This window comes from Oceanisphaera pacifica, from assembly GCF_017498065.1.
GTDB classification, from domain to species: domain Bacteria; phylum Pseudomonadota; class Gammaproteobacteria; order Enterobacterales; family Aeromonadaceae; genus Oceanimonas; species Oceanimonas pacifica.
Genome location: NZ_JAGDFX010000011.1, coordinates 74,731 through 96,163 on the forward strand (window position 1 = coordinate 74,731; position 21,433 = coordinate 96,163).

The window sequence follows — 21,433 nt, forward strand, 5'->3', positions numbered from 1 at the left end:
TTTATAACGTATGTATTAGTCTGTCGATGGCCAGCTTATTCGTCCACGAGCTGGCTTGCGATCTGGCTTGCTCAAAAGGCAGCCAACACTGAGCTTGATGCTCAGTTAATGTCACCTGCTCTGGCCGTGACAAACGTAAATAAAATTCATATTCCCAATTATGGGTGACCCCCGCTCGGTAGCGATGCCGCCAGCGGGGATAAATTTCAAAACGCACTCGGCGCCCTGTTTCTATTAGCTCAGCCCCTGCCCCCAGCTGCAAACCAGTTTCTTCTAACACTTCGCGCTCAGCCGCCTGCCAGCGGGTTTCTCCCACTTCTAAGCTGCCGGTTACCGATTGCCAAAAGTCCGGATTATCTAAGCGTTGCAGTAATAACACCTGCTCTTGGGTGTGAATCAGGACTAATACCGACTCTGGGTGCTTAGGGGCCTTCATTTAGTGGCTCGCCTGTTCAGCGTTATCGGCCTTATTCGCCGCAGCAGGCAACTCAGTACGAATCGCCAGCTCAGCCAAAGCGTCTGGGTTAGCTTGGCTGGGCGCATCGGTCAGCAAACAAGAGGCTGTGGTGGTTTTAGGAAAGGCAATCACGTCGCGAATATTATCGGTACCCGTTAGCAGCATCACCAAGCGGTCTAAACCAAAGGCCAAACCAGCATGCGGTGGGGTGCCGTATTTTAATGCTTCAAGCAAGAAGCCAAATTTCTCTTGTTGCTCGGTCTCATTAATACCCAACAAGCGGAACACGGTTTGCTGCATCTCATTATTATGAATACGCACCGAGCCCCCGCCCACTTCGTAGCCGTTAATCACCATATCATAAGCATTGGCTAAGGCGGTTAATGGTGCTGCTTCTAGCTCGTTGGCATCCAAGTCTTTGGCAGCGGTAAAAGGATGGTGCATAGCGTAAAGGCGATCATCATCTTCTTCTTGTTCAAACATAGGGAAGTCGACCACCCACAGTGGTTTCCAGCTATCTTCAAACAAGCCTAAGTCTTTACCCAGTTTCAAACGCAATGCACCCATAGCATCACTTACCACTTTGGCAGAGTCGGCACCAAAGAAAATCGCATCACCGTCATTGGCACCAGTACGCGCCAGCAACTCAGTAACTATGTCTTCGTTTAAAAACTTAGCAATCGGCGACTGTACGCCTTCTAGGCCTTTAGCGGCTTCGTTTACTTTTAGCCATGCCAAGCCTTTGGCACCATAAATACCCACAAACTTGCCATATTCATCAATTTGCTTGCGTGATAAAGCCGCACCGCCGGGCACTTTAAGCGCTGCTACGCGGCCTTTCGCATCGTTTGCTGGGCCCGAGAACACCTTAAACTCAACATCTTTCACCAAGTCAGCAATGTCGACCAGCTCGGTGGCAATACGCAAGTCAGGCTTATCAGAGCCAAAGCGGCGCATGGCCTCGCCATAGCTCATAATCGGGAAAGTACCTAAGTCTACGCCTAGCACTTCTTGCCATAAACCGGTGACTAACTGCTCCATAATAGCGCGCACTTGCTCGGCGCTCATAAAGGAGGTTTCTACATCTATTTGGGTAAATTCAGGTTGGCGATCGGCACGCAAATCTTCATCACGAAAGCACTTTACAATTTGATAGTAACGGTCGAAACCACTCATCATCAGTAGCTGTTTAAACAGCTGCGGTGACTGCGGCAATGCATAAAAATAACTTTTATGTACACGGCTTGGCACTAAATAGTCACGGGCACCTTCAGGGGTCGCCTTGGTTAGCATAGGGGTTTCTATATCTAAAAAGCCGTTATCATCTAAAAAGCGACGCACATGGCTGGTCACTTTAGCGCGGGTTTTTAAGAAGGTTGCTTGCTCTGGGCGACGCAGGTCTAAATAGCGAAATTTAAGACGCTGCTCTTCAGAGTTGTTTTGGTTAAAATCAAGCGGCAGTGCCTCTGCTTTATTAATAATGGTCAACTCGTGGGCAAAAACCTCTATGGCACCAGTGGCCATGTCTTTATTCACTTGTGACTCGGGGCGGGCACGCACTATCCCAGTAATTTGAATACAGAACTCAGCACGCAAAGTTGAAGCCAAATCATAGGCTTCAGCTTTATCTGGGTCGAAAAACACCTGCACTATGCCTTCACGGTCACGCATATCGATAAAAATCAAACCGCCTAAGTCACGACGACGATGTACCCAACCACTAAGCGTAACGCTCTGGTCAACCAGGGCCGCATTTACCTGCCCGCAATAATGAGTGCGCATGGAGTTTTCCTATTGTTTACCGTATAAAAAGTAAGCACACGGCATGAGTGTGATAGCAATTGCGCGCTAGTATAAGGGAAAACACCAAGCTCGGTAAAATCTTAAAGGGCAGCGCTGTAATTAAGCTGGCCTAAACCGCGTTGATAAAGTTGCCAAGAGATAAGCCCAGCCGCCACATTACCCAGTAGTACACCAATATATAAACCGCTCATGCCAGCAAGCATAGCCCCTGCCCATAAAGCCGGTAAATAACAGGCAAATAAGCGTAATATCGAAATCCATACCGCACGCATCGGCAAGCCGAGTGCATTACACACCGAGACCATTAACATACACACCCCAAGTGCAGCATAGCTAAGCGGCACCCACAGCATATAACTCATTAGATAGCGCTCGCTCTCTAGGTCGGGCGCTAAAGCGGGGGCAATCACCCAACGACTGGCCAACCAAAACAGGGCAATCATCACTTGCAAGCCCATTACAAAGCGCACCGCAATCAGCACCAAGCTCTGCACACGGTCCAGTTGTTGAGAGCCCAATAAACGCCCCACCATAGGAGGAAGCGCCATGGTCAGCGCCAGCACAATAACAATTGAGAATGACTCTAAGCGACTGCCCAGCGTCCAAGCAGCAATGGCCGCCCCACCAAAACTGGCCACTAAACGAGTCGCTAACAAGGCCGCCATACCTGGCATTAACTGGCTAAGCATGGCTGGAGCGCTGGTGTTAAAAATATCGCGCAGCGCTTGCTTAATCGGTAATTGGCTTGGCTTAAAGTCTAACCAATGGCGCTTTAAAATACGGGAATACATAATGGCCGAACCAACCAAACAGGCAACAATGGTGGCGTAAGCGGCACCGGGCAACCCCCAACCAAACGTAAAAATAAACACAGGATCCAGCAGCATATTTACCACACTGGTAAGCACCATCATCAGCCCTGGCAAGCGTGTATCACCATTGGCACGAGCAATACTGTTGGCAAAGTATAAGAAAGCCGCCAGCCAAGCACTGGTTAGCCAAGGCAACCAGTAATCTTCAGTGTAGGGCAGTAAGGCTGTACTGGCTCCCAAGGTAGTCAGCAGCGGAACACGCAACAACCAAATAGCCGTACATAGCAACAAAGAGACACAACACCCAGTAAGCACCACTAAGCCGCCCATGTGTTGGGCTCGCGTGTATCTTCCTGCCCCCAGTGCGCGAGAAATCAAAGCTGTAGCGGCAATGCCGATACCAATTTGCACCCCTACCAGCAGCTGTTGCATGGGTAAAGTAAAGCCCAGCGCTGCCAGCGGCTCTACACCTAACAGACTAATATACACACTATCAACCAGTTGAAAGCTCATTAGCGCCACTACGCCAAACAGCATAGGCCAAGTCATGCTAAATAACGCACGGGGCAAGGATTCACCAGCTAAGTATTTTTTTGACATAAAAATTAAAGTAGACACAAGCAAACGGGCCGCTATGGTAGCATTTAAATGCAGCGCCCTGCGCCCAGCATCAAGCGCCCAGCAAAAAGAAAACACTGCCTGTTGTTTAGCTTGGCGCCCTATGCTGTCTTGCCGGACTTGCTCCGGTATCTGCTCTATGTTTAAAGGCAGATCCTGACTTGCGTCAGGATGACGGCTTATATACAAAACATACCCGGTGTTTAGCTTGGCGCTTGGTTTGATCTTTACCTGACAGCTGATAACTTTCTTTAAGCTGACGGCTTTAAACTAACAGCTGCCCAAAGGAGCATAATGTCACTATATATTGGCCTAAGTCAGTGGTCGCACCCCGCTTGGCCGGGCAACTTACTGAGTGCAGAGCTAAAAACCACTGAACATTTGCAAGATTATGGCAAGGTCTTTAATTCGGTTGAAGGCAATACCAGCTTTTATGGCGTGCCCGACTCCAACAGTTTAACGCGCTGGGCAAGTCACACCTCCGATGATTTTCGTTTTACCTTTAAGTTTCCCGCCACTGTTAGCCATCAGGGCCAATTAGCCGACAATAGCGCCGGCGCATTACACTTTATCGAACAGCTCGCCCCCGTGCGTGACAAACTGGGCATGCTAATGTTGCAGCTTCCTGCAGCCTGTGGCCCAGAGCAATTGCCCGGCCTTGACGCTCTTTTAAATGCCCTCCCTCAAGATTTAACGTACGCTGTAGAAGTACGGCACCCGGCATTTTTTGCTAAAGGAGACGCAGAGCGCCAGCTTAATCGCCTGCTATTAGATAGTGGGGCTAACCGTATTATTATGGACTCACGAGCGGTATTTTCTTGTCCACCCACCACGCCAGCATTGGTTGAAGCCCAACAAAAGAAGCCTAAAGTGCCGGTGCATATTATTAGCACTGGCAATGCTCCAATTATTCGCTTTATTGGCCATCCCGATCCTGATTATAATCAGCGTTTTTGGCAGCCTTGGGTACCGCGCATTCAGGGCTGGCTGAGTGAGGGGAAATCTGTGTATTTATTTGTGCACACCGCCGACAACAAGCAAGCTCCTCAGCTAGCCGCAACCATAGCCGACGCACTACAACACCCCCTACCCGATTTCCCAGGCCTCACCCCCAGCCCCCAAGGCCTGCTGTTTTAAGCAAAAAACCGGTCGAATGAATTCGACCCTACGCTATTGTTATGCGCCTTTATTTCGTCTTTGCGAGCGTAGCGCGGCAATCCATCTAACAAGCAGCCGTACGCTTTACGCTGAGCGCCTGACGAAAAAACAAAACCGCAGTTTTTCTTTAACGTAACGCGGTCAGCGTTAGACGTAGCGCTTTCTTGTGAAATGGATTGCCGCGTCGTTGCACTCCTCGCAATGACCAAAGGGTGGCTCTGGCTTTTCGTAGGGGCGAATTTATTCGCACAAAAAAAACAGCACGGCTTAAAACCAGTCGAATGCTCACGCATAAAATAAGTTTTAGCACTTACCAAGCAAATCTCTATTTTTCCGTGTTCTTCCGTGGCAAAAGTCTTGAGGCTCTATGTTTAAACTTAGTGCTTTTTGTTCTGACCGCTGATAGCTAACAGCTTTCTCTTAGCTTGTCGCTCGCCATGGCTTCTTTTACAATGGCCGCCATTGTGTGTAGCCCGTGGGGCTGCCGTCCGCCACAGGTTATTATTCATTCACTATGCAATCAAAAGATCATATCTTCGCCGCCCCCATTGCCCAGTTGGGCGACTTTAACTTCGACCAAAACGTGGCCAACGTGTTTCCCGACATGATCAAGCGCTCTGTGCCAGGTTATTCCAATATTATTGCCGCCATTGGCATGATGACCGCACGCTTTGCTCAGCCTAATAGTAACCTCTATGACTTAGGTTGCTCGCTCGGGGCCGCCACTCAAGAGATGCGCCGCAATCTAGCACAGCCAAACTGCACGATTGTTGCGGTTGATAATTCAAGCGCCATGTTAGAGCGCGCAGCCAGCCATTTAGCCACCTTTAAGTCAGAGGTACCCGTTACACTGACCGAAGCCGATATTTGTGACATTGACATTGAAAATGCGTCTGTGGTGGTACTTAACTTTACCTTGCAATTTATTGACCCCAACCAACGCCAAGCTTTGCTACAAAAAATCTATCAGGGATTAAAGCCCGGCGGCGTGCTGATTTTAAGTGAAAAGTTTATTAGCACCAACGACACCGTTAACGAGTTGCTGATTGATTTACATCACGACTTTAAACGCGCCAATGGCTATAGCGAATTAGAAGTCAGCCAAAAACGCACCGCATTAGAAAACGTATTGCGCCCAGACACCCCAGAACAACATAAAGCCAGGCTAGCCCGTGTTGGATTTGAGCATATTGATATGTGGTTTCAGTGTTTTAATTTTGGCTCCATGGTGGCAATTAAGCAGGGCTCCAACAAATGATTGATTTTAGTGAGTTTTATCAACAGATTGCCAAAAGTCGCTTACAACACTGGCTGCACTGTTTACCTGCACAGCTGCACGAATGGCAAAAAGGTCAATTGCATGGCGACTTACCGCGCTGGGGCCGCGCCTTACGAAAACTTCCTCCAACCAATACAAACTACGTCAAATTAACTGACAGCGTCAGCATTGGACGCCCAGACGAGATAAGCTCTGGGGAACAAAAGAAAATAACCAATTTACTGGATCAATTTCACCCTTGGCGCAAAGGCCCTTTTAATGTTCATGGCATAGACATTGATACTGAGTGGCGCTCCGACTGGAAGTGGGATCGCCTTGCACCACATATTAGTCCGCTTAAGCATCGCTATGTATTAGATGTGGGCTGTGGCAGTGGCTATCATTTATGGCGTATGCGCGGCGCCGGCGCCAAAATGGCGGTCGGCATAGATCCTTCGCCGCTGTTTTTATGCCAATTTGAAGCGATTAAGCATTTTAGTAATGGCTATCAGGGCATTCAATTATTGCCACTTGGCATAGAAGATCTGCCTGAGCTGAATGCCTTTGATACGGTTTTCTCGATGGGGGTGCTCTATCACAGACGATCTCCCATCGATCATTTAATGCAGTTAAAGGCGCAGTTATGCGATGGCGGCGAGCTAGTATTAGAAACGCTGGTGATTGAAGGTGATGAGAACCAAGTATTAGTGCCCGGCGATCGCTATGCCAAAATGCGCAATGTCTGGTTTATTCCGAGCTCTGCGGCTTTAGTAAATTGGTTAAAAAAGTGCGGCTTTGAAAATATTCGCGTGGTAGACGAAGGCAAAACCGATCTAGGTGAGCAAAGACGTACCCAGTGGATGCGCAATGAATCACTGGCAGACTTTCTCGACTCAAAAGACTCAAATAAAACCATAGAAGGGTACCCGGCACCTATTAGAACCATTATTATCGCCAACAAACCGGTAGACCCCCAAAATACATCCTTAGAGGCACACTATGAATAATGCTGTAATATCACTGTTTGTTCCGCTATTGCTCACAGCCTGTGTTAGCCAAACGTCACCAACGGACGCAGTGCCTAAGCCTCAGCCTATAACTGAGCCCGAGCTCAGTGCTAATCTTATTAGCTTAGAGGCACGACTAAACGACAGCATGCTCAAACAAAACACGCAACTTAGCCGCCGTCAGCATCTTAAAATGACAGCCCTGCAGCAGGATATTAGAAACTTGAAAAACACATTAAATCGTTCTGTAGCAACGCCATCGCCAGTGGTGAGTAACAGCGCAACTCGCTCGCCTGAAAATGAAACCCAAGACGGTAAACTCATTGTCGGAGAAACCGAAACTATCTGGCTTGATAGCATAAATGACAGTTTTGCCGCGCGTATTGATACAGGAGCCACCACCTCATCGTTAAGCGCCCAAGACATTACCGTCTTTGAGCGAGACGGAAATCCTTGGGTGAGCTTTAATATGGCTCATGAAGGGGTAGATGAAAAGCTACAAGTAGAAACACCTTTAGTGCGTTATGTACGTATTCGTCAAGCCTCTGCCGATAAGGTAGAGCGTCGCCCAGTAGTGGAGTTAACTTTACGCCTAGGCCGTTTATCAGAAAAAACCGAATTCACCCTTACCGACCGCAGTCAAATGACCTACTCGGTATTATTGGGCCGAGAATTCTTAAAAGACATCGCTGTCGTTGATATTGCCCGCAAAAATGTACAAGGCAAACCAAAGCGCCCGCTTCCTGCTAAAGAGTAACCCTTATGTACTCTCGTAAACCCTTTTATATTATTGTGGCCGTGCTGTTTTTAGCCGGTCTGGCATTAATGCTACAACGCCACTTTGTTTATGAAGTGCCCTGGATGCCCGGTGAAAAACGCCAAATTTGGTCGATTGAAGCTAAAGTGGAATTTGAAGCCCAAGGCAAACCCGTTAAAGCCTCTTTAGCTATTCCGGGTAGTCAGCCAGGCTTTACGCTAATGAATGAGTCTGCCGCCTCTCCTGGCTACGGTTTGTCTTTTGTTGAGGCCAATGGCAGCAGTCGAGCGGAATGGACCATTCGCAATGCCCAAGGCCATCAAGAGCTGTATTACAAAGTCGACATGATGCACGACCCCTTTGCCAAAGCGCCTTTATCGACCCAAGCTCCGGCCATGATGGCAGTCGAGGTGGCCGAGCCTTATGCGACCGCCATGGACCAAGTGTTATCTTTAGCCAAAGAGCGCTCAGCTGATGGCATTACTCTGACCCGCGAGCTAATCAAAGAGCTCAACAATCGCGGTCAAAACGCTGAGCTACTGGCGCAATATAAGGCACCGGGCCCATTATTAGTGGAGCTGTTGCACCGTGCCGCTGTGCCAGCGCGATTATTACAAGGGTTACAGCTAGAAGATGGCCGCCGTCGCCAACCGCTGATTAACTTGCTGCAGGTATACGAGGGGGAATCATACGAGTTATTTAACCCAGAAACCGGCGCTCAGGGTCTGCAAGAGCAACAACTATTATGGGAGTATCATTCCTCACCTGTGCTGGATTTGGTGGGGGGGAATAACTCTCGGGTGACCTTTACCATGCTGCAACAAGAGCAGCCCACCAATATTGCCTTGGCTAAAAAGTTTGACCAACCCAGCTGGATTGACGTTTCTTTATATAACCTGCCCTTAGAAGAACAAGCGCTGTTTAAAGGCATTTTATTAGTACCTATTGGTGTGCTGGTGGTGGTATTTTTACGCATTATTGTTGGCGTAAAAACCTCAGGCACCTTTATGCCGGTGCTGATTGCGATGGCGTTTATTCAAACCAGTTTGATCACAGGACTAGTGGGCTTTTTAATCATTGTTGGCACAGGGTTAATACTGCGCTCTTATCTCTCACACCTTAATTTGCTGCTGGTGGCGCGAATATCGGCGGTGATCATTATGGTGATAGGCATTATTGGCTTCTTTAGCATAATGGCCTATCAGCTTGGTCTGACCGAGGGCATGAAAATCACTTTCTTCCCCATGATCATTTTGGCTTGGACCATAGAGCGCATGTCTATTTTATGGGAAGAAGAAGGCCCCAAAGAAGTGGTTAAACAAGGCGGTGGCTCGCTAATGGTGGCTGTGGTGGCGTTTTTAGCCATGAACAGTGAAATTGTACGCCACATTACCTTTAACTTTTTAGGCTTACAGCTCATTGTGATGGCAGTGGTATTACTGCTGGGCAACTACACCGGTTATCGTCTTACTGAATTAAAGCGCTTTAAACCGCTGGTAGACGAATATAATACGGACGGCCACAAGCATGATTAAACGTTGGCTAGCACAATACGCCTCCCCTTTTGCCCTCGATAAAATGGGCATTATGGGCATGAATCAGCGCAATATTTCTTATATCAGCCGTTATAACCCGCGGCGTTTATATCCACTGGTGGATGATAAACTAGAAACTAAGCGCATTGCCCTAGACGCCGATGTAACAGTGCCCGACTTAATTGGCGTAATTGAGTTTCAACATCAGGTATCGAGTCTGCTAGAAAAAATTAAAGACAGGCCAGGGTTTTGTATTAAGCCGGCCAAAGGCTCGGGGGGTAAAGGTATAGTGGTGATTGTGAGCCACGACGGCCAGCACTTTATTAAGCCCAGCGGCAAAGGCGAAAGCATTGTTGATTTAGAACGCCATGTATCGAATATTCTTGCCGGTTTATTCTCTTTAGGCGGTAAGCCTGATGTGGCGTTAATTGAGGCATTAATTGATTTTGATGAGGTGTTTGACGGCTTCTCTTACGAAGGCGTGCCCGACAGCCGCGTGATCGTCTTTAAAGGTTTTCCGGTTATGGCCATGATGCGCTTATCTACCAAGGCCTCAGACGGCAAAGCCAACCTGCACCAAGGTGCCGTGGGCGTGGGGCTGGATATTAACACCGGCAAAGCCATACGCGCCGTGCAGTTTAATCAGCCCGTTCGCTATCACCCCGATACCGGACGCGACTTACTCGAGCTTAAAGTGCCCTACTGGGAGCTACTACTCAGCTTGTCATCGTCTTGCTACGAGATGTCGGGTCTGGGTTATATTGGCACCGACATGGTGCTAGATAAGCAAAAAGGCCCCATGTTATTGGAGCTAAACGCCCGCCCAGGCTTGGCTATTCAAACCGCCAACGGCGCCGGTTTACTACCGCGTTTGCGCAAAATAGAACAACTCGGTAAAAATGCCACCTTTAGTCCCGAAGAAAGAGTCACCTTCGCCCGCAAAGAATTTGCCGCTTCAGTAAAAAACAAAGCTACATAAGCAAGCCGTAGGGTCGAATTCATTCGACCGGTTTTAGGCCACGTACCACGGTTTTTGGTCCAATAAATTGGACCCTACGAAAAGATTAAAACCCACCGAATGTCTAAAATGTAGGGTCGAATTCATTCGACCGGTTTTAGGCCACGTACCACGGTTTTTGGTCCAATAAATTGGACCCTACGAAAAGATTAAAACCCACCGAATGTCTAAAATGTAGGGTCGAATTCATTCGACCGATTTTAGGCCACGTACCACGGTTTTTGGTCCAATAAATTGGACCCTACGAAAAGATTAAAACCCACCGAATGTCTAAAATGTAGGGTCGAATTCATTCGACCGGTTTTAGGCCACGTGCCACGGTTTTGGTCCAATAAATTGGACCCTACGAAAAGATTAAAACCCACCGAATGTCTAAAATGTAGGGTCGAATTCATTCGACCGATTTTAGGCCGTACCACGGCTTTTGTGCGAATAAATTCGCCCTTACATAAACAAAAAATAATTATTTACCACTCTTATAACCATATTGCATCCCAATGCGGATAATCTTCTATACGCTCAACTAATCCCTTGCGCAATGGGTTAGCAACAATATAACGGGCAATATGCTTTATATCTTCTTCCTGCCTTAATGCATGATCGTAATATCCTTTTTGCCATATTGCCCCCTGCCTTTGCATCGTCACATTTAACTGCCTGGCGGTTTTTCCTTTTAGCATTTTGACAACCTCAGACAATGTCAGTGAAGTATTCAAAGCAAATAACCAATGCAAGTGATCAGGCATCACTACCCATGCTAGCGAGCTAACACTATAGGTGTCATGTAGGTTTTTTAATTCACTGATAACGATACGAGCATTCGTAAATTGACTAAATACCGGTTCGCGATTGTAGGTACAAATCGTAACGTGATAGGCAGTGTTAGCCATAGAATTACGCCCGATAAGCAGCTTCTCTCTCGACATAATGTGTACCGCGCAGAAACAGAAGAGATGCGATAAGAGTAGCAGAGGCTTAGCCAGCTAGGGTTTGTTTTGATCCAGTCATTTTTGGTCCAATGAATTGGACCCTACGAAAAGATTTAAACCCAACGGGTGTATTAAATGTAGGGTCGAATTCATTCGACCGGTTTTAGGCCACGTACCACGGGTTTTGGTCCAATGAATTGGACCCTACGAAAATAAAAAAGCCCCAGACCGTTTGGTTGGGGCTTTTGCTTTAGCTAGGCGCTTGGCGCTGTTTTTACAACCTTGTTTTCGGTTTTTGCTTGGGGTTGCGGGCGCGTTTAGGGGCGGCGGGCTTTTTCTTTGGCCCTGTGCTGGCACCGGTTCCGGCGTTGGTGCCGCCGCTTTTTACACGGGTATTATGGCGGCGTACGGCTTTGCGAATTTGCGTTAGCTGCTTATGACGCTTAGGCGCATCCACCTCTACCTTAGTTTCTTTTTCTGCTGTTAACCCCACGGCACCGCGCAGGTAATTCACCTGATCCAGAGGCATTTCAGACCAGCCCCCACGAGGCACATCTTTGGGTAGCAGTATTTTACCGTAACGCACCCGGATCAAACGGCTAACCTGCATCTCTTGTGACTCCCACAAGCGACGTACTTCGCGGTTACGACCTTCTTTTAACGTCACATGAAACCAGTGGTTCATGCCCTCGCCACCGCTGTATTTAATGGTATCAAATTTCCCCATACCATCTTCTAGCATCACGCCTTTTAACAAACGTTGCACCATGGCTTGGTCAACTTCACCAAAAACGCGCACCGCATATTCACGGTCAATTTCGTGGCGTGGGTGCATTAAGCGGTTGGCTAACTCGCCGTCTGTAGTAAACAGCAATAACCCTGAGGTATTCACATCTAAACGCCCTACCGAGATCCAGCGAGCGCCTTGCAGTTTTGGCAGGCGATCAAATACCGTTGGTCGCCCTTCGGGATCTTTACGGGTACTCACTTCACCTTCTGGCTTGTGGTAGGCCAATACGCGGCACATTACATCGGCTTCAGCTTGCGTTTCTATTTGGTGGCCGTCTACGCGAATTTGCTCGCGCCCCGTCACACGATCGCCTAATACGGCAACCTTGCCATCCACACTCACTCGTCCTTGGCTGATCATCGCCTCAAGTTCACGGCGTGATCCTCTGCCAGCTCGCGCCAGCACTTTTTGCAGTTTTTCTGTCATGTTACTCATTGTTCACCAAGGACTTATTCAAAAGGGCGAGTATCGCCGGCACCCGCACGGGCAATCACAGGGCTGTCGTCATACAGCTCAACCACTGTGGTGGGTTGTGGGTCTAACACGCCACCGTCAATAATTAAATCAACGTGTTTTTCTAGCTGCTCACGGATCAAGTGTGGATCGTACTCAGCGTCGGTTTGCTCAGGCAAAATTAAACTACCCGACATTAATGGCTCGCCCAGCGCCTCTAATAACGCCAGCGTAATAGGATTATTAGGCACCCGCAGGCCAATGGTTTTACGCTTAGGGTTTTGCAAACGCTTAGGCACTTCTTTAGTGGCGCGCAAAATAAAGGTATAAGCACCTGGGGTGTTATTTTTCATTAATCTAAAGGCGCCATTATCAACTCGCGCATAAAACGACAGTTCAGATAAATCACGGCACACTAAGGTAAAGTTATGATCTTTTTCTAGCTTACGGATGCGACAAATTCGCTCCATGGCATTTTTATCACCTACTAGGCAGCCAATGGCATAGCCTGAGTCTGTAGGGTAAACCAGCACGCCACCTTGACGAATAATCGCCACCGCCTGATTAATTAGGCGCGGTTGTGGGTTGTCGGGGTGCAGTTCAAAATATTGGCTCATGATTCCTCCCGGAATGATTAGGTTTGTTCACCTGAAATAAAACGTGTCCACACTGGGGTAGCTTCTTTAGGCAGCCACAATTGTCGGCCCAGTTCGCGCCATTGGCTAGGAAAATGAAAATCTGAGCCAACCGATGCTTCCAGCTGATACTCTTTGCTCCATTCCCCCAAGGTAGCACGCTCTTGTGGGCTTTGCTGTGCCATAGAGACTTCCATGGCATCACCGCCGGCTTCGGCAAAGGCGATGATCATTTTTCTGATCCATTTGTTCGATAGGTCGTAACGGGTAGGGTGCGCCAGCACCGCCACGCCGCCCGCCTGATGAATTGCCGTTATGGCCTCATCTAACGAACACCAATTAGGCGGAGCATACCCCGTATTGCCACGGCTTAAAAACTTTTTAAACACTTTTCCCATCGAATCCGCCGCCCCTTGGCTAACTAACCACTGCGCCATGTGGCTGCGGGTAATGGGCGCGTCTCCGGCAATGGCCCGTGCGCCCTCATAACCGCCTGCAAAGTTGGCTTTTTCGAGGCGCTCCGCCATTAGATGTGCGCGCAGCTCACGTCGGTTTTGCTGCTCTGCCAACAAGGCATTTAAGCCTTGATGATCGATTTGAATATTCAGCCCCACCACATGCACTTCTAACGATTGCCATAAGCAGGATATTTCTACGCCATTAATCAATCGCACCCCAAACTCTGTTGCAGCTTGTGCCGCTTCGGCTAATCCGCCCAAGGTATCGTGATCGGTTAACGCCAGCACATCCACTTCTTTTTCGGCCGCGCGCGCCATTAATTCCCTTGGCGTAAGCTGACCGTCGGACGCTGTAGAATGGCTGTGTAAATCAATTCGCATAAAAAATCCTGAACTTTGGGTTGACTTGTGCCCCCGATTATCGTTTAACTATACATAGTTTTAGATTAACGAGCAGAGCGATATGTTTCAGCAAATTCCCACTTTACGTATTATTTGGTGGTGGCACACTCCTTAAACGGGCGTGTGATTTGCTGTATCTGTCTTTAAAGGCTCAGCGAACATAAAAGCCCGCCCCAGTGCGGGCTTTTTTATTATCTAGCAAAAGGTGGCGTGATGAAACCAACCCAGCACATTTTTTGGCGATGGCAAGCAGAAACTCATGTAACACCCATCAAAACGGCATTTGTTTCTATTATTGATACCGACATTGCCAGCCAGGTGATCAGGCAAGTACCTGATGACCGCGATTAATACATAAGGAAAAAACATCATGGCGCATGGTCCGCTCCAGATATTATTGCAAGACGCACCCTACACAGACGATCCACTGGCATTATTTGCCGCCCTCACTCAGCCTGGCGACAACAGCCTCTTGCTAGAGTCAGCCGAAATAGACACCAAAGCCGGCACCCAAAGCTTATTAATGCTTGATGCCTGTGTACGCTTAGTCTGCCAAGGTCGCACCGTAACCCTAACGGCGCTTAACAACAACGGCCTACCGGCGCTCGATTTAGTGGCACAAGCGCTGGGGGGCGAGCGCCTTGCAGAGCAATTGGTGGTCACCTTTGCAAAAGCCGACGACACACTCGACGAAGATAACCGCTTAAAAGCGCCCTCTGTGCTAGAAACCTTGCGCCTTATTTTAACGCGCTTTAATGCCGACCTTGGCCCGCAGCATATTTTTATGGCCGGCACCTTTGCCTACGATTTAATTGCCTCGTTTGAGCAACTGGCCGAGGTTCCTCAAGGCATTAACACTTGCCCCGATTTTTGTTTTTATCTGGCCGAAACCCTGATCACTTTGGATCATAAACAAGAAACAGCGCATTTATCAGCCTGCGTATTTGATAGCGCAGAGCAGCCAAGATTAGCCGAGCGCCTTAACCAGCTGAGTCATGCTTGTGGCGAACAACATCCTGAGCCCATCGCCGATACGCAACTGCATGGCCACATTGAAGCCAGCAAGAGCGACCGCGAGTTTAAACGTGATGTGAACGACCTAAAACAGCACATTAAAGATGGCAATATTTTTCAGGTGGTGCCCTCGCGCAGCTTTAGCCTGCCCTGCCCGCGCCCCTTGGCGGCCTATCGCAAGCTCAAGCAAACCAACCCCAGCCCCTATTTGTTTTATGTGAACGATCAAGACTTCACCTTATTTGGCGCCAGCCCCGAAAGCTCAGTAAAATTTGATCATGCCAGCCGCCAAGTGGAAATGTACCCCATTGCCGGCACCCGTAAACGGGGTATTAACCCCGATGGCAGCATTAATCTGGACTTAGACGGACGCATCGAACTCGACCTGCGCCAAGATGCCAAAGAAACCGCCGAGCACTTAATGTTGGTCGACTTGGCCCGCAACGACATTGCGCGCATTAGTGAGCCCGGCAGCCGCTATGTAAAAGATTTATTAAGCGTCGATCGCTACAGCCATGTGATGCATTTAGTGTCGCGTGTAGTAGGCACCCTTCGCCACGACTTAGACGCCCTGCACGGTTATCAGGCCTGCATGAACATGGGCACGCTCACCGGCGCGCCAAAAATTCGCGCCAGCGCACTTATTCGCGAGGTAGAGCAACAACGCCGTGGCAGCTATGGCGGCGCTGTGGGTTATGTTAACGGCCAAGGCGATATGGACACCTGCATTGTGATTCGCTCCGCTTTTGTCAGCGATGGCGTGGCTCATGTACAAGCCGGCGCCGGTGTGGTGTATGACTCAGATCCGCAATCGGAAGCTGATGAAACACGCAACAAAGCAGCGGCGGTACTCAATGCCATCGCCCTTGCCCACGGCACCACATTGGCGGAGGTGAGCCATGACTAAGACGATTTTTTTACTGGATAATTACGACTCTTTTACCTACAACTTGGTTGACCAATTTCGCAGCCTAAATGCCAGCGTTAAGGTATTTCGCAATTCAGTGCCGGTGGCGCAACTCGTGGCCGCCATAGAAAGCAGTGAACAAGCCGGCGAGCGCCCTATTCTGGTGCTGTCTCCAGGCCCAGGCACACCTAGCCAGGCGGGCAATATGCCCGAGCTGATTAATGCCTGTATTGGCCAGTTTCCTATTTTAGGGATTTGTTTAGGTCATCAAGCCTTGGTTGAGCACTATGGCGGTGTGGTAGAAAGTGCCGGTGAAATTAAGCACGGCAAAAGCTCATCCGTTAGCCACAATGGCCAAGGGGTATTTGCTAACCTATCTAACCCGCTGCCGGTGGCGCGTTATCATTCATTGGTGGGGTCAAAAATCCCTAGCACTTTAGCCGTTATTGCCGACTATCATGGCATGACCATGGCCGTGCAAGACACCGCCAAGCGGGTATTGGGTTTTCAGTTTCATCCCGAGTCCATTATGACCACAGAAGGGGCACAACTGCTGGCGCAAAGCTTAGATTTTTTAAACGCCCCCGAAACCAAAGCCATGGATCAGTTATTTAGGGGCGAGCATATTAGTCGCACCCAAGCTCATGGTTTATTTAGCGAGCTAATTAAGGGCGACATGGATCAAATGACCATGGCATCTTTATTAACAGTGCTCAAAATGAAAGGCGAAACCCCCGACGAAATCGCCGGTGCCGCCCAAGCCCTGCTAGATGCCGCCTCGCCTTTCCCGCGTCCTGAATACCCGTTTTGCGATATTGTGGGCACCGGTGGCGATGGCATGAACACCATAAATGTGTCTACCACCTCGGCATTAGTGGCAGCGGCCTGTGGCATTAAAGTGGCCAAGCACGGCAACCGAGGCGTGTCATCTAAGTCGGGCTCCTCTGACTTACTTGAACAATTGGGCATCGACCTTAATATGAGCGCCGATCGCGCCCGCAAATGCCTAGACGAAGTGAATGCTTGCTTCTTATTTGCGCCTAACTATCACGGCGGCATTCGCCACGCCATGCCCGTGCGCCAAGCTTTAAAAACCCGCACCATCTTTAATATATTAGGGCCGCTTATCAACCCCGCTCGCCCCAACTTTATGTTGTTGGGCGTTTATGCCGAGCACCTAGTGCGCCCCATTGCCGACACCTTGCAAGCCATGGGCTTAAAGCGCGGCATGGTGGTGCACGGTAGTGGACTCGATGAAGTGGCCATTCATGGCCCCACTACAGTGGCAGAAATACATAATGGCGTGATCAGCGAATATCAAATTACCCCGGAAGAGTTAGGCCTAGAGCGCTTTGACATTAGCGCCATTGCCGGTGGCGAGCCCAGTGAAAATAAAGCCATTACCCTAAGTCTTTTAGAAGGTGGCGGCACCCCAGCACAACAAGGCGTGATTGCCATGAACGTGGCGCCCTTGTTGGTGATGAACGGCCAGGCTGAGACCCTAAAAGAAGCCGCAGCCCAAGTGCTGACTGTGTTAAAATCGGGCAAAGCCATGGATGTAGCCAATAAATTGGCGGAGTTTAGTCAATGTTAAGTACCGTATTGGGCAAGATTGTTGCCGATAAAAAAATCTGGGTGGCCGAGCGTAAAGTCAGCCAGCCATTAAGCGACTTTGAAGCTAAGTTAACCCCCAGTGATCGCTCTTTTGTGGATGCGCTTAATGCCAAGAGCCCGGCGTTTATTTTGGAATGTAAAAAAGCCTCGCCCTCTAAAGGCTTAATTCGTGAAGACTTTGACCTAGACGCCATCGCCCAGGTCTATGGCCGCCATGCCTCGGCGGTTTCGGTATTAACCGATGAAAAGTATTTTCAGGGACAATTCGACTTTGTAACTCAAGTACGCGCTCAGGTAAGCCAGCCGGTCATTTGCAAAGACTTTATTATCGACCCCTATCAAATTAAGCTGGCTCGCTTACACCAAGCCGATGCCATTTTATTGATGTTGTCGGTATTAGATGACGAGCAATATCGCACGCTAAGCGCGGTGGCTGAGTCATTAAACATGGGCGTGCTCACCGAGGTGATTAGTGAAGAAGAAGTCACTCGTGCCATTGCCTTAAATGCCAAAGTGATTGGCATTAATAATCGCGACTTGCGCGACTTATCGATTGATCTCGATCGCACTAAACGCTTATCGGCGCTGATCCCTGCCGATCGCGTGGTAATTTCAGAATCTGGCATTAACCATCATGCCCAAGTGCAAGCGCTGTCTGCCCATGCCGATGGCTTTTTAGTGGGCAGCTCTTTAATGGCGCAACACGACATTGAGCTGGCCGTACGCAAGCTGATTTTGGGGGCCAATAAGGTTTGTGGCCTTACCCGCGCTCAAGATGCCGCTGCCGTTTATCATGCTGGTGCCGTGCACGGTGGGCTAATTTTTGTTAGCAAAAGCCCGCGCTGCATTAGTGCGCAACAAGCCCGAGCTATTATGGCTGCCGCCCCGCTTGAGTATGTGGGTGTGTTTCAAAACCATGCCATCGCAGAGGTGAGTGCCACCGCCAACGAATTGGGCTTACACGCAGTGCAGCTGCATGGCGATGAAGACGACGCTTATATTGGCACGCTAAAGCAACAGCTAGCCGAGGGCATTGCTGTATGGAAGGCGATACCGGTGAGTGAGCAATTACCTAACTTGCCAAAAGGCGCAGACCGCCTGTTGTTTGATACCCAAGCAGCAGGCCAAAGTGGCGGCACCGGTCAAACATTCGACTGGACCTTATTAAACGACATAGACAACAGCCAAGCCATGTTAGCCGGAGGCCTTACCCCAGAGAACGCCCAAGAAGCCGCCGCTAAAGGCTGTGTCGGGCTAGATTTTAACTCTGGTGTAGAAAGTGCGCCTGGCATTAAAGATGCCAGCAAATTAACCGCCGCTTTTACCACTCTTCGCCGCTATGGTCGCCAGTTGAGCCGCACTACAGAACACGGGAACAAAAAATAATGAGCTTACTTAATCCTTTTTTTGGTGATTTTGGTGGCATGTATGTGCCACAAATTTTAATGCCCGCCTTGCTGCAACTAGAAAAAGCTTTTGTTGATGCGCAGCAAGACCCGGAGTTTGATCGCGAATTTCGCGAACTGCTCAGCGAATATGCTGGTCGCCCTACGCCACTAACGCGGGTGCGTAACTTAACCGCACACACCAAAACCCGCCTTTACTTAAAGCGCGAAGACTTACTACACGGCGGTGCCCACAAAACTAACCAAGTTTTGGGTCAGGCTTTATTAGCCAAACGCATGGGAAAAAGCGAAATTATTGCTGAAACCGGTGCTGGTCAACACGGCGTGGCTACCGCCTTAGCCTGTGCATTAATGGGCTTAAAGTGCCGTATTTACATGGGCGCTAAAGACTGCGAACGCCAAGAGCCCAACGTATTTCGTATGAAACTCATGGGCGCTGAAGTCATTCCTGTTCATGCCGGATCAGCCACCCTAAAAGATGCCTGTAGTGAGGCCATGCGCGACTGGGCCGCTAATTATGAAACCGCCCACTATATGTTGGGCACCGCTGCAGGGCCGCACCCCTTCCCCACCATAGTGCGTGAATTTCAGCGCATGATTGGTGAAGAAGCCAAAGTACAAATTATGGAGCACGAAGCCCAATTGCCCGATGCGGTTATTGCTTGTGTGGGCGGTGGCTCTAATGCGATTGGGTTATTTGCCGACTTTATTGAAGAAGAACAAGTACGCTTACTTGGCGTAGAGCCTGCGGGTAAAGGCATTAGCACCGGCCAACATGGCGCCACTTTGGGTGAAGGCACACAAGGCATTTTCTTTGGTATGTTGTCGTTAATGATGCATAACGAAGACGGCCAAGTGTCTGAATCGTACTCTGTGTCTGCGGGACTCGATTTTCCTTCGGTAGGCCCACAGCACGCCCACTTAGCCACCACAGGCCGTGCCGAATATGTATCTGTAACCGATGATGAAGCTTTAGAGGCCTTTAAAGCTCTGGCGCGCAATGAAGGGATAATTCCTGCATTAGAGTCTTCTCACGCACTGGCGTATGCCCTTAAAATGGCCGACGCCGAGCCCGAGAAAGAGCAAGTATTAGTGGTTAACTTATCTGGCCGTGGCGATAAGGATATTTTTTCGGTAGCCGAGCTACTTAAGCAAAAGGGAGAAATGTAATGAGCCGTTATCAACGCTTATTTGACCGTTTAACGGCCGAAAATCAGGGTGCTTTTGTCCCTTTTGTTGCCTTAGGCGATCCCACTCCTACTTTATCACTAGCAGTGATTGACGCCCTCATTGCCGGCGGTGCCGATGCTCTAGAGCTGGGTATTCCGTTTTCTGATCCCGTCGCCGACGGCCCCACCATTCAAGCTGCCACCTTGCGGGCATTAAATGCCGGTACTAACACCCAAGTTTGCTTTGATATGCTGGCAAGCATTCGCGACAAGTACCCAGAAGTTCCTATTGGCCTGTTGGTGTACGCCAACTTAGTATTTGCCCCAGGCATGGATAACTTTTACCGCCGCGCCGCAGCCGCTGGCGTAGACTCGGTATTAGTGGCCGATGCGCCCATTGAAATGTCGGCGCCTTTTAAAGCCGCTGCCGACAAAGCTGGCATAGAGACTATCTTTATTGCCCCGCCCAATGGTGACGAAGCCACCTTAAAAGCCATTGCCGAAACCGGCGCAGGTTACACCTACCTGCTAAGTCGTGCTGGGGTAACCGGCACCGAAACCAAAGCCGGTAAACCGGTAGACGCCTTATTAGCCCAGCTTGCTAAATATAATGCGCCGCCCTCTTTATTGGGCTTTGGCATTTCCACCCCAGAGCAAGTACGCGACGCCCTAGCAGCCGGTGCTGCCGGTGCCATATCAGGCTCAGCTATTGTTAAGATCATTGAGCAACATCAAGATGATCCCAAAGCCATGACCGACGCACTAACCGCATTTGTAAAAAACATGAAAGAAGCGACCAACTTACCCGCTGCGCGGTAATGTTGAATTAAACAAAAAATCGCCAGGCTAAAAAAGCCCCAACCAAACGGTTCGGGGCTTTTTTAAATAAAAAGGGTCGGAGTCATTTATCAAAAAATATCGCAACCTGTTAGATAGGCAAAAACACAACCACAAAAAAATTCATAAAAAAAACAGCAAGTTAAGGGTTGTTAGTGTTTAGCTCTACTTCAATCTGCAATTAAATGACTCCGACCCATTTTATACTTAACTACAGCTCCCGAAGGGTTGGCGTAAACGTACAGCGTAAGACGTATCGCTTGTTTTTCAGCTTGGTGCTCGGCGCTATAGTCGCTTTGCTTTGGTAGAGGCCGCTTCAGCTGGCCGGTGGCGCGCAGCGGCGCTTTTTTTGCCGTCATTGCGAGGAGTGCAACGACGCGGCAATCCATTGAACAG

19 protein-coding genes, 1 pseudogene and 1 other annotated feature are annotated in these 21,433 nt (G+C 49.3%); of the genes and pseudogenes, 13 read left to right on the forward strand and 7 right to left on the reverse strand.

Going from position 1 to position 21,433, the window contains the following annotated elements; translation table 11 throughout:
* Position 1: 1 nt before the first annotated feature.
* From nudB to J3U76_RS10420, 3 genes are all read right to left on the reverse strand, one after another.
* Positions 2-436 carry a dihydroneopterin triphosphate diphosphatase gene (gene nudB, locus J3U76_RS10410; RefSeq protein WP_208005900.1) on the reverse strand — a complete coding sequence of 145 codons (435 nt, stop codon included), beginning with the start codon at positions 434-436 and terminating at the stop codon, positions 2-4.
* A complete protein-coding gene (aspS, locus tag J3U76_RS10415; protein ID WP_208005901.1) occupies positions 437-2,239 on the reverse strand; it encodes an aspartate--tRNA ligase in 1,803 nt (600 codons plus the stop codon).
* A 101-nt stretch (positions 2,240-2,340) separates the two neighbouring features.
* Complete coding sequence (locus J3U76_RS10420; RefSeq protein ID WP_243454197.1) at positions 2,341-3,621, reverse strand: MATE family efflux transporter; 1,281 nt, start codon at positions 3,619-3,621, stop codon at positions 2,341-2,343.
* 363 nt (positions 3,622-3,984) lie between these two features.
* Between J3U76_RS10420 and J3U76_RS10425 the strand changes: the two genes are divergently transcribed.
* The 6 genes from J3U76_RS10425 (at position 3,985) to J3U76_RS10450 (ending at position 10,384) form a co-directional block, all read left to right on the forward strand.
* Positions 3,985-4,827: a DUF72 domain-containing protein gene (locus tag J3U76_RS10425; RefSeq protein WP_208005902.1), complete on the forward strand. Its 843-nt coding sequence runs from the start codon at positions 3,985-3,987 to the stop codon at positions 4,825-4,827.
* A gap of 535 nt (positions 4,828-5,362) precedes the next feature.
* Positions 5,363-6,106: a carboxy-S-adenosyl-L-methionine synthase CmoA gene (gene cmoA / locus J3U76_RS10430; RefSeq protein WP_208005903.1), complete on the forward strand. Its 744-nt coding sequence runs from the start codon at positions 5,363-5,365 to the stop codon at positions 6,104-6,106.
* On the forward strand, positions 6,103-7,113 hold the full coding sequence (cmoB, locus tag J3U76_RS10435; RefSeq protein ID WP_208005904.1) for a tRNA 5-methoxyuridine(34)/uridine 5-oxyacetic acid(34) synthase CmoB: 1,011 nt from the start codon (positions 6,103-6,105) through the stop codon (positions 7,111-7,113). The genes cmoA and cmoB overlap by 4 nt, the downstream gene beginning before the upstream one ends.
* Positions 7,106-7,870, forward strand: a complete 765-nt coding sequence (locus J3U76_RS10440; protein ID WP_208005905.1) for an ATP-dependent zinc protease family protein — start codon at positions 7,106-7,108, stop codon at positions 7,868-7,870. The genes cmoB and J3U76_RS10440 overlap by 8 nt, the downstream gene beginning before the upstream one ends.
* Positions 7,871-7,875: 5 nt before the next feature.
* Positions 7,876-9,405 carry an inactive transglutaminase family protein gene (locus J3U76_RS10445; RefSeq protein ID WP_208005906.1) on the forward strand — a complete coding sequence of 510 codons (1,530 nt, stop codon included), beginning with the start codon at positions 7,876-7,878 and terminating at the stop codon, positions 9,403-9,405.
* Positions 9,398-10,384 (forward strand): alpha-L-glutamate ligase-like protein, encoded by a 987-nt coding sequence (locus J3U76_RS10450; RefSeq protein ID WP_208005907.1) that lies wholly within the window; start codon positions 9,398-9,400, stop codon positions 10,382-10,384. Before J3U76_RS10445 ends, J3U76_RS10450 begins: the two co-directional genes overlap by 8 nt.
* A 515-nt stretch (positions 10,385-10,899) precedes the next feature.
* Here the strand turns inward: J3U76_RS10450 and J3U76_RS10455 are convergent.
* The 4 genes from J3U76_RS10455 to rnm all read right to left on the reverse strand — a co-directional run bounded on the left by J3U76_RS10455 (position 10,900) and on the right by rnm (position 14,069).
* Entirely contained in the window at positions 10,900-11,313 is a 414-nt protein-coding gene (locus J3U76_RS10455) for an REP-associated tyrosine transposase (RefSeq protein ID WP_243454198.1), read from the reverse strand.
* 313 nt (positions 11,314-11,626) lie between these two features.
* Positions 11,627-12,568: a 23S rRNA pseudouridine(2605) synthase RluB gene (gene rluB, locus J3U76_RS10460; protein ID WP_208005909.1), complete on the reverse strand. Its 942-nt coding sequence runs from the start codon at positions 12,566-12,568 to the stop codon at positions 11,627-11,629.
* 23 nt (positions 12,569-12,591) lie between these two features.
* A complete protein-coding gene (locus J3U76_RS10465) occupies positions 12,592-13,212 on the reverse strand; it encodes an L-threonylcarbamoyladenylate synthase (RefSeq protein WP_208005910.1) in 621 nt (206 codons plus the stop codon).
* Positions 13,213-13,229: 17 nt separating this feature from the next.
* The gene (rnm, locus tag J3U76_RS10470) at positions 13,230-14,069 is read right to left on the reverse strand and encodes an RNase RNM (RefSeq protein WP_208005911.1); all 840 of its coding nucleotides are present in this window, start codon (positions 14,067-14,069) and stop codon (positions 13,230-13,232) included.
* Between the two features lie 112 nt (positions 14,070-14,181).
* Positions 14,182-14,282, forward strand: a sequence feature (Trp leader region).
* 21 nt (positions 14,283-14,303) lie between these two features.
* Here rnm and J3U76_RS10475 point away from each other — a divergent pair.
* The 7 genes and pseudogenes from J3U76_RS10475 to trpA all read left to right on the forward strand — a co-directional run bounded on the left by J3U76_RS10475 (position 14,304) and on the right by trpA (position 21,019).
* Complete coding sequence (locus tag J3U76_RS10475; protein WP_208005912.1) at positions 14,304-14,441, forward strand: hypothetical protein; 138 nt, start codon at positions 14,304-14,306, stop codon at positions 14,439-14,441.
* A 19-nt stretch (positions 14,442-14,460) separates the two neighbouring features.
* Positions 14,461-16,011, forward strand: a complete 1,551-nt coding sequence (locus tag J3U76_RS10480; protein ID WP_208005913.1) for an anthranilate synthase component 1 — start codon at positions 14,461-14,463, stop codon at positions 16,009-16,011.
* Positions 16,004-16,600, forward strand: a pseudogene (locus J3U76_RS14515) (aminodeoxychorismate/anthranilate synthase component II); the annotation flags it as partial. The gene J3U76_RS10480 and the pseudogene J3U76_RS14515, both read left to right, overlap by 8 nt.
* Before the next feature lie 9 nt (positions 16,601-16,609).
* Positions 16,610-17,605, forward strand: coding sequence for an anthranilate phosphoribosyltransferase (trpD, locus tag J3U76_RS14520; RefSeq protein WP_243454206.1), 996 nt, complete (start codon positions 16,610-16,612; stop codon positions 17,603-17,605).
* On the forward strand, positions 17,599-19,011 hold the full coding sequence (gene trpCF, locus J3U76_RS10490; protein WP_208005915.1) for a bifunctional indole-3-glycerol-phosphate synthase TrpC/phosphoribosylanthranilate isomerase TrpF: 1,413 nt from the start codon (positions 17,599-17,601) through the stop codon (positions 19,009-19,011). Before trpD ends, trpCF begins: the two co-directional genes overlap by 7 nt.
* Positions 19,011-20,201, forward strand: coding sequence for a tryptophan synthase subunit beta (gene trpB / locus J3U76_RS10495; RefSeq protein WP_208005916.1), 1,191 nt, complete (start codon positions 19,011-19,013; stop codon positions 20,199-20,201). The genes trpCF and trpB overlap by 1 nt, the downstream gene beginning before the upstream one ends.
* A complete protein-coding gene (gene trpA, locus J3U76_RS10500; protein WP_208005917.1) occupies positions 20,201-21,019 on the forward strand; it encodes a tryptophan synthase subunit alpha in 819 nt (272 codons plus the stop codon). The genes trpB and trpA overlap by 1 nt, the downstream gene beginning before the upstream one ends.
* Positions 21,020-21,433: the final 414 nt, after the last annotated feature.